The organism is Mycobacterium sp., assembly GCF_052145595.1.
Classification (GTDB): Bacteria; Actinomycetota; Actinomycetes; order Mycobacteriales; family Mycobacteriaceae; genus Mycobacterium.
On sequence record NZ_JBKQOI010000213.1, the window covers coordinates 15,286 to 27,046 of the forward strand.

Consider the following 11,761-nt stretch of genomic DNA (forward strand, 5'->3'; position numbering starts at 1 on the left):
ATTAATTACTAAGTTGGTTAAGCCAGGTCCTCAACAGACGCGGATTCGTTGCGGGACAAGTTGATTCCCAAGTTGGCTGCGGCCCGTTCGAGGTCCTCGTCCTCGCCTTCGCGCAGCTCGATCGCCGCACCGTCGGACGACAGCACCTCGACGTTGAGACACAGCGACTGCAGCTCCTTGAGCAGCACCTTGAACGACTCGGGGATGCCCGGCTCCGGGATGTTCTCGCCCTTGACGATCGCCTCGTAGACCTTGACCCGGCCGACCGTGTCGTCGGACTTGATGGTCAACAGCTCCTGCAGCGTGTACGCGGCACCGTAGGCCTGCATGGCCCAGCACTCCATCTCACCGAACCGCTGGCCACCGAATTGCGCCTTACCGCCCAGCGGTTGCTGGGTGATCATCGAGTACGGGCCGGTGGAGCGGGCGTGGATCTTGTCGTCCACCAGGTGGTGCAGCTTCATGATGTACATGTAGCCAACGGTTACCGGGTAGGGGAACGGCTCACCGCTGCGGCCATCGAACAGCACCGCCTTGCCGTCGCCGTCCACCATCACCTCGTCGTCCCGGTTGGGCAGCGTGCAGGACAGCAGGCCCTGCAACTCGGCCTCCTGGGCACCGTCGAACACCGGTGTCGACACGATGGCGTCGGGCTCCGCGTGCAGCAGGTCCTCGGGCAGGTTGGCAGCCCAGTCCGGAACTCCCTTGCCGGTGTCGACCTTCCACCCGGACTTGGCCACCCAGCCGAGATGGGTCTCCAGGATCTGCCCGATGTTCATCCGTCGCGGCACACCGTGGGTGTTCAGGATGATGTCCACCGGGGTGCCGTCCGGGAGGAACGGCATGTCCTCGACGGGCAGGATCTTGCCGATCACGCCCTTGTTGCCGTGCCGGCCGGCCAGCTTGTCGCCGTCGGAGATCTTGCGCTTCTGGGCCACGTAGACGCGGACCAGCTCGTTGACGCCGGCCGGCAGCTCGTCGTCGTCCTCGCGGGAGAACACCCGGATGCCGATGACCTTGCCGGACTCGCCGTGCGGCACCTTCAGGGAGGTGTCGCGGACCTCGCGGGCCTTCTCACCGAAGATCGCCCGCAGCAGGCGCTCCTCCGGCGTCAGCTCGGTCTCACCCTTCGGGGTGACCTTGCCGACCAGGATGTCGCCGTCACGAACCTCGGCACCGATCCGCACGATGCCGCGTTCGTCCAGGTCGGCGAGCACCTCGTCGGAGACATTCGGGATGTCCCGGGTGATCTCCTCGGCGCCCAGCTTGGTGTCGCGGGCATCGATCTCGTGCTCCTCGATGTGGATCGAGGTGAGCACGTCCTCTTCGACCAGGCGGTTGGAGAGGATGATCGCGTCCTCGTAGTTGTGGCCTTCCCACGGCATGACCGCCACCAGCAGGTTCTTGCCCAGCGCCATCTCGCCGTTTTCGGTGCACGGACCGTCGGCGATGACCTGGCCGCCCTCGACCCGGTCACCCGTATCCACGATCGGCGACTGGTTGGCACAGGTGCCATGGTTGGAGCGGGCGAACTTGCGCATCCGGTAGGTGTGCCGGGTGCCGTCGTCGGCCATCACGGTGATGTAGTCGGCGGAGACCTCCTCGATCACCCCGGACTTCTCGGCGACGACGACGTCGCCGGCGTCGATCGCCGCGCGCAACTCCATGCCGGTGCCCACCAGCGGTGCCTCGCTGCGCACCAGCGGAACCGCCTGGCGCTGCATGTTGGCACCCATCAGGGCGCGGTTGGCGTCGTCGTGCTCGAGGAACGGGATCATGGCCGTGGCCACCGACACCATCTGGCGCGGCGAGACGTCCATGTAGTCCACCTCGGACGAAGGCACGTACTCGACCTCGCCCGCCTTGCGGCGGACCAGAACGCGCGGCTCGAGGAAGCGGCCGGCGCCGTCGATCGGCGAGTTGGCCTGCGCCACCACGTGACGGTCCTCCTCGTCGGCGGTCAGGTAGACGATCTCGTCGCCGACCACACCGTCGACCACCTTGCGGTACGGCGTCTCGATGAACCCGAACGGGTTGACGCGCGCGTACACCGACAGCGAGCCGATCAGGCCGATGTTCGGGCCCTCCGGGGTCTCGATCGGGCACATCCGGCCGTAGTGGGACGGGTGCACGTCGCGGACCTCCAGCCCGGCGCGCTCACGCGACAGACCGCCCGGCCCCAGCGCCGAAAGCCGGCGCTTGTGGGTGAGGCCCGACAGCGGGTTGTTCTGGTCCATGAACTGGGAGAGCTGGCTGGTGCCGAAGAACTCCTTGATCGCGGCGACGACCGGCCGGATGTTGATCAGCGTCTGCGGCGTGATCGCCTCGACGTCCTGGGTGGTCATCCGCTCCCGGACAACGCGCTCCATCCTGGACATGCCGACCCGGATCTGGTTCTGGATCAGCTCGCCGACGGTACGCAGCCGGCGGTTGCCGAAATGGTCGATGTCGTCGGTCTCCACCGGCACCTCGACGCCGCCGGGAACAGTCATCGTGGACTGCCCCTCGTGCAGGCGAACGAGGTATTCGATGGTGGCGACGACGTCCTCTTCGGTCAGCGTCGTCGTAGTGATCGGGTTCGCCGAGTCCTTGGCGTTCAGGCCGAGCTTCTTGTTGACCTTGTAGCGACCAACCCGGGCCAGGTCGTAGCGCTTCTCCTTGAAGAACAGGTTCTCCAGCAGGGTCTGCGCGGACTCCTTGGTCGGCGGCTCGCCCGGACGCAGCTTGCGGTAGATGTCCAGCAGCGCCTCGTCGGTGCCGGCGGTGTTGTCCTTCTCCAGCGTCGACATCATGATCTCGGAGAAACCGAACCGCTCCTGGATCCGCTCGGCGGTCCAGCCGAGCGCCTTCAGCAGCACGGTGACCGGCTGCCGCCGCTTGCGGTCGATGCGCACACCGACGGTGTCGCGCTTGTCGACGTCGAACTCCAGCCAGGCGCCCCGGCTTGGAATCACCTTGACGCTATGCAGCGTCTTCTCGGTGGACTTGTCGATGGTCTCGTCGAAGTACACACCGGGTGAGCGCACCAACTGGCTGACGACGACGCGCTCGGTCCCGTTGATGATGAAGGTGCCCTTCTCGGTCATCATCGGGAAGTCGCCCATGAACACCGTCTGGCTCTTGATCTCGCCGGTGTTGTTGTTGATGAACTCGGCCGTGACGAACAGCGGCGCCGCGTACGTCATGTCCTTGTCTTTGCACTCGTCGACCGGCGCCTTGACCTCGTCAAAACGGGGATCGGAGAACGACAGCGACATCGACCCGGAGAAGTCCTCGATCGGCGACAGCTCGTAGAGCACTTCTTCGAGGCCACCCACCGGGTTGGCCCCCCCTATACCCTCGCCCCTGGCGGCAGCGGCCTCGCGCCAGTGCGGCGAGCCGATCAGCCACTCAAACGAGTCGGTCTGCACGTCAAGAAGCCCCGGAACCTCCAGCGGTTCGCGGAGCTTGGCGAAAGAAACTCGGTTGGGCGCTCCGGGCACGGAGTTATTGGAGGAACTTTGTGGGCGATCCGTCTTGCTCTGGCGTGAACCTGCCAAGATGCATCCTTCCAGCACCTCGTGCGACTCACGATAACCGGGGCCACCGGCCCGTTCGCCGCAGTATGTTGTCGGTTAGGCCGGCGAACGATCTGTCCGGATCTCACGCACGCGACTAAGCAGCTGAGCCAAAAAGGGGGCTCAGGCTAAGACCACGGTGTCAAGTGGCGGGTGAGGTGGGCAGGAGGTAGCCAGCGCAACGTCCAACAATAGCGCAGGACGGCGCATTCCTCAACTACCCATGCAGGGGATAGCGGCGCTGGCTGGCATCTCGACTTTCCCGTGGGCACATGCTGCCCAACAGACTGACCCGTTTAGGCCCCGTCGTCAAGAGGGCGGGGCGGCAAGTTGCACCGAGTTATCGCAAAAAACCTCGGGTCATGGCTTCTTGGGTGCGCAAAGAAGCCCCACCCCGCGGGCCGTGCTTAGCGGGCGGGTCGGCGTCTGGCGGCTAATTGCCGAACTCGTGCCCATGGTACTTGTGGGTGCCCTCGAGGTCATCGAGGATCGCCACCTGGGCGTTCTTCGGCAAGGTGTGCAACATCTCACGCACCCGGGCCTGACGGCGAGCCACCGCTTTGCGCTCCGGCATGCCCGGCGTCGCGACGATCTGCGGCGGCACGCCCTCGATCTCGTCGACACCACCGTCACGGTGACCAGCGTCGAGCAGGGCCTGCTCTTCGGCCATGGTGGCCTCGTCCTTTTCCTCGGACATGCCGATCGGGCCGATCCGGCGGCCGTTGAGGAACTGCCGCACCACCGGCTCGTCGCTGGTCAGCAGCACCTCGCGCGGGCCGAACATGACCAGCTTGCGGCGGAACAGCATGCCCATGTTGTCCGGCACGGTGCGGGCGATGTTGATGTTGTGCGTCACGATCAGGATGGTCGCGTCGATCTGGGCGTTGATGTCGAGGATCAGCTGGCTCAGGTAGGCGGTGCGGACCGGGTCCAGACCCGAGTCGGGCTCGTCGCACAGGATGATCTGCGGGTCGAGCACCAACGAGCGGGCCAGGCCAGCGCGCTTGCGCATACCGCCGGAAATCTCGCCGGGGAACTTCTTCTCGTCCCCACCAAGACCGACCATGGTCAGCTTCTCCATGACGATGTCACGGATTTCGCCTTCCTTCTTCTTGGTGTGCTCCCGCAGCGGGAACGCGGTGTTGTCGTAGAGGTTCATCGAACCGAACAGCGCGCCGTCCTGGAACATCACGCCGAACAACGTGCGGATCTCGTAGAGCTCCTTGGCCGAGCATTCGATGATGTCGGTGCCGTCGATGAGGATCGAGCCGCGTTCCGGTCGCAGCAGACCGATGAGGGACTTGAGGAACACCGATTTGCCGGTACCCGACGGCCCGAGCAACACGCTGACCTCGCCCGCGGGGACGTCCAACGACACGTCTTCCCAGATCCTCGAGGGTCCGAAGGACTTCGTCAGTCCCCTCACCTCGATAGCGATGCCCATGGGGAATCCTTCCGTCGACGCTCGTGCCCGCCACCTGCCCTGATCTGTGGCATGAGTCACTGTAGCGCACGCCTGGGGCCGGGCATCACGGTTGCATAGCACCGCCGATCAAAAATTGGCCGACCTGAGATCGGCCCGCGCCACTAGCCGGCCGGCGCCCAGTTGCCGTGGAACCCCATCGGTATCCGCTGCGGCAGGTACACGGTGGCCATGGACTCGAGGGTCTGGGCATCCAGCAGCAGCAACCGGCCTTCGTCACGGCCGCGGTGATAGCCGTATCCCATGAGGAGGCCGTCGTCTTCGGCATTTTCCTTCGGTCCGCGGGCGGGGTTCGGCACAAAACACATCTCGCCGATCAGCAGGTCGGGATCGAGGGCGGCCACCACGGCAGATCCGGTCGCGTAGTCCTGCTTGTAGAGCGATGTCGACATCTGCGATCCGCCGGCGAACCCGCCCTCGATGCCGACGGTGTAGCCGAACCGGTGCCGCCCGCCCAGCCGGGTCTCGTTGATCCGCGGAAATTCCTGCGACCGATCGTCGCGGCATTCGGTGGTCACCGCACCGGTCGCGAGGTTGATGGTCCAGCGGTCCAGCGTGGGCAGGGTCTCGCCGGGGCCGCGCCGGTCGCGGTCGAACATCCGCGAGTAGCGCACCACGTCGAGCACCAAAACCTCGGCCCCGTCCCGCATTTCCGAGTAGGCGTTGAGCGGGTGGTAGACGTAACAGGGTTCGATGTCGAACCAGCGGATGTCCTGATTGCCGCCCTCGCGGGGCATGACCCCGACGCGCGCGGGGTAGTCGGGGTTCCAGGCATACGGCATCCGGTAGGAGTGCTTCGGGTTGCGGTTCATCATCGCGCTGACCGGGCTCGGTACCCGGACGCGCCCGATCAGCGACTGCAGCGCCAGCCGGGCCGGTACCCCCAGCCAGCGCGGCGCTTTCGCCGGCAGCACCTGCACTGGGTCGAACGTCACCGGCAGGTCGTAGATCACCACATATTTGTCGGTCAGCGAGAAGTCGTGCATCATCGGCGAACCCGACACCTCGATGTCGACCGTGCGGCGGGCGCGTCCGCGCGTGTCGATCACCGAGTACTGCACGGTGCGCCCGCGGGCGAACGAGTAAGACATGGCGTGCAGTTCGCCGGTGCGCGGATCACGGTGCGGATGAGCGGTGTAGCCGCCGGCCAGGGTGCCGTCGAAGTCGCAGGTCCCGACGGTGTCCAGCTCCTCGGTCAGCTCGTAGCTGGCGACACCGCCCTCGACCAGTGCCAGGGTTCGCCCGGCGTGGGTCAACGCGTTGGTGTTGGCACCCAGGGACAGCATGCCCGCCGCCGGGTTCATCCGGGCAGGCGCCTTCTCGCCGAGGGTGTCGCACACCGACAGGCTGCGCACCCAGCGGTTCCGGTACCAGCGGGCCTTCCCGTCGCGCAACGCGACCCCATGCACCATGCCGTCGCCGCTGAACCAGTGATAGGTGGCCGGGTCGACCTGTTCGGCCGGGTTGGGTCCGTTGCGCAGATAGCGTCCGTCGAGGTGCTCCGGGAGGTGCCCGGTGACCTCCAGGTCGGTCGCGGTGACTTCGGCGCCCACCGGCGCCAGGAAGCCGTCCAGATAGGGGTTCCGGGATTGGGTGGTTTGCATGGACGTCACGGCTGAGCTCCTATAACATTGTTATTTCGCTGTTATTGGTAAGCTACGCCCCCAATGAGACGATGGCAAGAATGACTTCGGAGACTCAAGGCAGTGTTCGCAGTGTTCGCAGTGTTCGCGGTGTCCGTGATGAGATGCTGCACGCCGCCGTCGGGTTGCTCGACGAGCACGGGCCAGACGCACTGCAGACCCGCAAGGTGGCCGGCGCCGCGGGGACCTCGACGATGGCGGTCTACACCCATTTCGGCGGCATGCAAGCGCTGATCGCCGAAGTCGCCGAGGAGGGCTTGCGGCAGTTCGACGCCGCGCTGACGGTGCCGCAGACCGCCGACCCGGTCGCCGACTTGTTCGCGATCGGTGCGGCCTACCGGCGCTACGCGATAGAGCGCCCGCACATGTATCGACTGATGTTCGGCAGCACCAGCGCGCACGGCATCAACGCACCCGCGCACAACGTCCTGACGCTCACGGTCGCCGAGATCGAACAGCGCTACCCCAGCTTCGCGCACGTGGTGCGTGGGGTGCACCGGTGCATGCTGGCGGGACGGATCAGCGCGGATGGAGCGGATGACCCGGATGATCAGGCGGCCTTCGATGCTGCAACAGACGCAGCAATAGTGGCCACGGCGGCCCAGTTCTGGGCGCTGATACACGGGTTCGTGATGCTCGAACTGGCCGGGTATTACGGCGACGACGGCGCGGCCGTCGCACCGGTGCTGGGTTCGATGACCTCGAACCTGCTTGTCGCTCTGGGAGATTCACCCGAGCGGGTGACGCGTTCGCAGCGGTCGGCGATGCGCGCCGGCTGAGCACACGAAACCCCGGAACCTGCCGGACATGAGGCGGTCCCGGGGGTTTCGCGAATCGACTACTTGACGGTGACGGTGGCGCCGGCGGCCTCGAGCTTGCCCTTGGCCTCCTCGGCGGCCTCCTTGGCGACCTTCTCCAGCAGCGGCTTGGGTGCGCCGTCGACCAGGTCCTTGGCCTCCTTGAGGCCCAGGCCGGAGACGATCTCGCGGACCACCTTGATGACGCCGATCTTCTTGTCGCCGGCGGCCTCGAGGATCACGTCGAACTCGGACTGCTCCTCGGCGGCCTCGGCGGGCGCGCCACCGGCGGCCGGTCCGGCAGCGGCGACGGCGACCGGAGCGGCCGCGGTGACCTCGAAGGTCTCCTCGAACTTCTTGACGAAGTCCGAGAGCTCCAACAGGGTCATTTCCTTGAACGCGTCGAGCAGGTCGTCGGTAGACATCTTTGCCATGGTGTGGGTCCTTCCTGGTTTGGGGTTGGGTTACTCGGCTTCGGCCGGTGTCGCAGAAGTTTCCGTGGGTGCTTCCGAAGCTGGTTCAGGGGCCGGAGTTTCGGCGGGTGCTGCTGAGGTTTCTGTGGCGGGTGCGGGGGTTGGCGCAGGGGTTGGTGCCGAAGTTGGCTCTAAGGCCTTCTTTTCCTGCAGTGCCGCGGCGAGCCGGGCGATCTGCGAGGCCGGAGCGCTGAACAGCCCGGCCGCCTTGGCGAGGTTGCCCTTCATCGCGCCGGCCAGTTTGGCCAGCAACACCTCGCGGGACTCCAGATCGGCGATGCGCTCGACGTCGGCGACGGACAGCGGGTGGCCGTCCATGTAGCCACCCTTGATGACCAGCGCCTTGTTTTCCTTGGCGAAGGTCTTGATGGCCTTGGCGGCGTCAACCGGTTCACCGGTGACGAACGCGATGGCGGTCGGCCCGGCGAATAGCTCGTCGAGACCCTCGATCCCGGCTTCCGAGGCCGCGCGCTTGATGAGCGTGTTCTTGGCCACCGAGTAGGTGGCCGACCCCGACAGGGACCGGCGCAGCTCGGCAAGGTTGGCCACCGTCAGGCCGCGGTATTCGGTGATCAAGGTCGCGGTCGAGTCCTTGAACTGCTCTGCGATGTCTGCAACGGCGGTGGCCTTGTCAGCCCTGGCCATGCATACCTCCTCAGGTGAAAGTCATTCGACTTGTCGTCGGTGATCACCGGGGAACGACGAACGCCCCGGCGCAGGAAGCGGCCGGGGCGTGAAGATGCGCCGGCGCACGCCGGCGGTCATGCCTCGTCCTCCTGCGTGGGCCGCCGGGATGTCCCGGACCTTCAACCGATTGCTCGGTGACCGACGGTCTTCGGTGGATCGGGAACCAGGATAGCGTGACCCCCGCCGTCAGCCAAAACGGCTGTCGCCTTAGTGGTCTCCGGCGAGCCTGGCCGCGCCGACCAGACCGGCCTCACCACCGAGCTCGGCCGGCACCACACGCAGGCCGGCCAGAAAGTCCAGCCCGGCGTAGTCGGCCAACGCCGTGCGCAACGGGTCGAACAGCAGGTGCCCGGATTTTGCGACCCCTCCCCCGATGACGACGAGGTCCAGGTCGCACACCGCACCCACCGAGGCGATCATCGCCGCGAGCGCGGTGGCGCCCCTGTGGAACGCGCGCACCGGTACCGGATCCCCGGCCGCCGCGGCGGCGGACAGGTCCCTTGCCGCGGCGCCGGGCGACGGGGACCAGCCGTTGGCCCGCGCCCAGCGCACCATCGACGGGCCGGACGCCACGGTCTCGACGCAGCCGCGGCCACCGCAGGTACACGGCCGGCCGTCCAGCTCGACCACCACGTGACCGACGTGACCGGCGTTGCCGGTCCGCCCGGTGTAGGGGATGCCGTCGAGCACCAATCCGCCGCCCACGCCGGTGGACACGACCATGCCGAGCAGGAAGCGCGCGCCTCGGCCGGCGCCGCGCCAGTGCTCACCCAGCGCCATGCACACGCCGTCGCCGCCCAGCCGGACGGGCACACCCGGCACCGCCCCCGCGACCCTGTCTCGCAGCGGGAAGCGGTGCCAGGACCTGATATTGATCGGGCTGACGCTTCCGCTGTGCAGGTCGATGGGGCCGGCCGCGGCGATGCCCACCGCAGCGACCGCGCCGTTGGCGGCGCGCAACGCGTCGGCGATGATCGCCGCGACCACGGCCCAGACCTCCTCGGCGCCGGCGCCGGCCGGGGTGGGTCGGGTGGCGGTGTGCACCAGCGTCCCGTCGGGATCGACCAGGCCGGCGGCGATCTTGGTGCCGCCGATGTCCAGGCAGAGGGTGAGCATGGCGATCAATGCCGGTGGGTGTTGTCGGGTTGGCGCGGGTCGCCGGGATGCTCATAGCCCGCAGCGAGCTGGACCAACTCGGCGCGGCGCGCGTCCAGCCACACCCGGAAGGCACGTCGTCGCGCGGCGCCCCGCAGATGATCGACGACCGCCGAACGCACCTGTCCCAGCGGCGGGCCGACGAGCGAGGGGGCCCGCCAGCCGTGCCGGCCCGGGTGCGGTGCGGCGAACCGAAGCGGGTTGCGCGCGTGGTAGTCGGCCACCTCCTCGTCGCTGACTCCGACCGCGGCGGTGACATCGGCGAACAGCGCCCGCGCGCGCGGATCCGCCAGCGCGGCCGCGGCCACGCTGCCGATCTCCAGCCGCGCCGTCACGTCGGGCAGCAGGTCGGCCTCGGTCGGCGCGCCGCGCGCGGTCAGGCCGCGCGCGGTCGCCTCGGCGGCGACCACTCGCTGCGTCACGATCAGTTGGGTGAGCCACCGCCGCAGTTGCCGTCCCTCGCTGGTGCCGCTTGCCGGCAGCGCGGACGCGCCCGGACCGTTGCGCAACCGCGCCTCGGCCGCGTCGAGCTCGTCGACGGCTACCGGGGTGCCGGCAACCGTCGCCACCAGGTGGGCACTCATGTCACGGTCACCTTTACCGCCGGCGAGTAGAGCAGCCGGCCCGCGCAGCCCACCCGGACCAGGGCCCACCACTGGCCGGGGTCCAGCCACGCCGGCGGGGTTAGGTCGAAGCCGAGCTCGGCCGTGCCGCGGGCGGGCAGGACAGCGCCCAGCGCGGCGGGGCCGATCCACTCCCACGTGCCCCAAGGGCTGATCAGATGCGCCTCCAGTGCCAAATCGGCCCGGGCATGGGTGCCGACCGTGACGGTCAGCCGGGCCGCCTCACCGGACGCGAGCTCGACGTCGGCCGGTCCTTCGGCGAGGTAGACCAGATCCTCCTCGTGCCGCGCGCCGACCTCGACGACGCACACGTCCTCGACCACCTGGCGCCAGGCCGCCGGGACCGCATCCCCGGTTATGCGGAGCTGGGCGCGGACCGGGTAAAGCCCGGGTTGAGCGCGAGCCGGGATCGACACAACCACCTCGGCGTCCCGGTGATCGCCGCTGCACAGAATGAACGGCAACTCGACGGGCGTGGCCGACCAGCCGTCCGGACACACCACCGTCACCTCGCCGTCCAGCGCGGAGTCGCTGCAGTCGCTGGCCGCGGTAAGCCGCAACACCACCTCCCCGCCCGGCTTGCCGGTCGCCCGCTGGGGATGCAGGTGAGCGACGGCGGGCAATCCCCCGAGTGGCGCGGGTCCGCGGTTGTGCAGCCAATAGCGCGCGTAGAGCGGCTGAGCGGCCTCGGCTTGCGGGGCCAGCTCGGCGAAACCCGTTAGCGCGCTGGGCATTTCGAGCCGGGCCAGCACGGTGGCCACCTGATAGCCGTGCAGGTCGACCGACTTTTTGCGCTGCTGTGGCTTTTCCAGCAGGTCGGCGAGCTGGAGCGCGCGCACCTTGCCCAGCTCCGAGCCGATGGCAACCCGGGTGGCTCCGCCGATCTGTAACCCGGTCGTCTCCACCAACCGCAGGGCCACCGCGCTCGGGTCGACCGGCTGGGCGCTGCCGGCCGCCAGCGGGTTGCCGGCCGCCTTGAGGGCCGCCAGCTGTACCGAGTCGGCGGGGTCGACGTGCAGCAGCGATCCGACCGGCGGCAGCTTGCCGCGTCTCTGGTTGGGCAGGACGGCGAGCAGCGGGTGCGAGAACTGCGCGCTGCGGGCCGGGATCTCGGCATGCCGCCAGTCGCCGTCACCGAAGGCCAGTGCGTAGTCGAAATCGTGTGTCCAGTGCTGTAGTTGGAAGTTCGAGCCGTCGGGTGCGGTGCGGCGCGGCTCGTCGGTCCAGATACCGGACGGCCAGCCGGTGCAGGACCGCATCAGCGCGGTGTGCAGCGTGCCCTCGGGGTCGACGGCGAAGCTTGGCACCCCGCGGTTGAGCAGCGCGACTGTGCGGGCCTCGAA

Annotated in this window: 9 protein-coding genes; 1 reads left to right on the forward strand and 8 read right to left on the reverse strand. The window is 67.9% G+C overall.

Annotation, left to right across the window (positions count from 1 at the left end):
* Positions 1–17 precede the first annotated feature (17 nt).
* The 3 genes from rpoB to ACLP4W_RS19450 all read right to left on the reverse strand — a co-directional run bounded on the left by rpoB (position 18) and on the right by ACLP4W_RS19450 (position 6,644).
* Positions 18–3,539, reverse strand: a complete 3,522-nt coding sequence (rpoB, locus tag ACLP4W_RS19440; RefSeq protein WP_442388700.1) for a DNA-directed RNA polymerase subunit beta — start codon at positions 3,537–3,539, stop codon at positions 18–20.
* A gap of 451 nt (positions 3,540–3,990) precedes the next feature.
* Positions 3,991–5,001, reverse strand: coding sequence for an ABC transporter ATP-binding protein (locus ACLP4W_RS19445; RefSeq protein ID WP_442388702.1), 1,011 nt, complete (start codon positions 4,999–5,001; stop codon positions 3,991–3,993).
* Between the two features lie 143 nt (positions 5,002–5,144).
* The gene (locus ACLP4W_RS19450; protein ID WP_442388718.1) at positions 5,145–6,644 is read right to left on the reverse strand and encodes a carotenoid oxygenase family protein; all 1,500 of its coding nucleotides are present in this window, start codon (positions 6,642–6,644) and stop codon (positions 5,145–5,147) included.
* Between the two features lie 71 nt (positions 6,645–6,715).
* On the opposite strand from ACLP4W_RS19450, the gene ACLP4W_RS19455 reads away from it, so the two are divergent.
* Positions 6,716–7,462, forward strand: a complete 747-nt coding sequence (locus ACLP4W_RS19455; RefSeq protein ID WP_442388704.1) for a TetR/AcrR family transcriptional regulator — start codon at positions 6,716–6,718, stop codon at positions 7,460–7,462.
* A 59-nt stretch (positions 7,463–7,521) separates the two neighbouring features.
* Here ACLP4W_RS19455 and rplL read toward each other — a convergent pair whose 3' ends face one another.
* From rplL to ACLP4W_RS19480, 5 genes are all read right to left on the reverse strand, one after another.
* Entirely contained in the window at positions 7,522–7,914 is a 393-nt protein-coding gene (rplL, locus tag ACLP4W_RS19460) for a 50S ribosomal protein L7/L12 (RefSeq protein WP_071509438.1), read from the reverse strand.
* A gap of 30 nt (positions 7,915–7,944) precedes the next feature.
* On the reverse strand, positions 7,945–8,598 hold the full coding sequence (gene rplJ / locus ACLP4W_RS19465) for a 50S ribosomal protein L10 (RefSeq protein WP_442388706.1): 654 nt from the start codon (positions 8,596–8,598) through the stop codon (positions 7,945–7,947).
* Between the two features lie 249 nt (positions 8,599–8,847).
* Entirely contained in the window at positions 8,848–9,756 is a 909-nt protein-coding gene (locus ACLP4W_RS19470; protein WP_442388708.1) for an ROK family protein, read from the reverse strand.
* Between the two features lie 5 nt (positions 9,757–9,761).
* Complete coding sequence (locus ACLP4W_RS19475) at positions 9,762–10,379, reverse strand: DUF7158 domain-containing protein (RefSeq protein ID WP_442388710.1); 618 nt, start codon at positions 10,377–10,379, stop codon at positions 9,762–9,764.
* The coding region (locus tag ACLP4W_RS19480; protein ID WP_442388712.1) for an NEW3 domain-containing protein at positions 10,376–11,761 on the reverse strand (1,386 nt) is incomplete at its 5' end. The genes ACLP4W_RS19475 and ACLP4W_RS19480, both read right to left, overlap by 4 nt.

Coding starts and splice junctions, on each gene's coding strand:
- ACLP4W_RS19475 (WP_442388710.1), bottom strand. CDS start 10,379: ATGAGTGCCCACCTGGTGGCGACGGTTGCCGGCACCCCGGTAGCCGTC.
- ACLP4W_RS19445 (WP_442388702.1), bottom strand. CDS start 5,001: ATGGGCATCGCTATCGAGGTGAGGGGACTGACGAAGTCCTTCGGACCC.
- rplL (WP_071509438.1), bottom strand. CDS start 7,914: ATGGCAAAGATGTCTACCGACGACCTGCTCGACGCGTTCAAGGAAATG.
- ACLP4W_RS19470 (WP_442388708.1), bottom strand. CDS start 9,756: ATGCTCACCCTCTGCCTGGACATCGGCGGCACCAAGATCGCCGCCGGC.
- ACLP4W_RS19450 (WP_442388718.1), bottom strand. CDS start 6,644: ATGCAAACCACCCAATCCCGGAACCCCTATCTGGACGGCTTCCTGGCG.
- rplJ (WP_442388706.1), bottom strand. CDS start 8,598: ATGGCCAGGGCTGACAAGGCCACCGCCGTTGCAGACATCGCAGAGCAG.
- ACLP4W_RS19455 (WP_442388704.1), top strand. CDS start 6,716: ATGGCAAGAATGACTTCGGAGACTCAAGGCAGTGTTCGCAGTGTTCGC.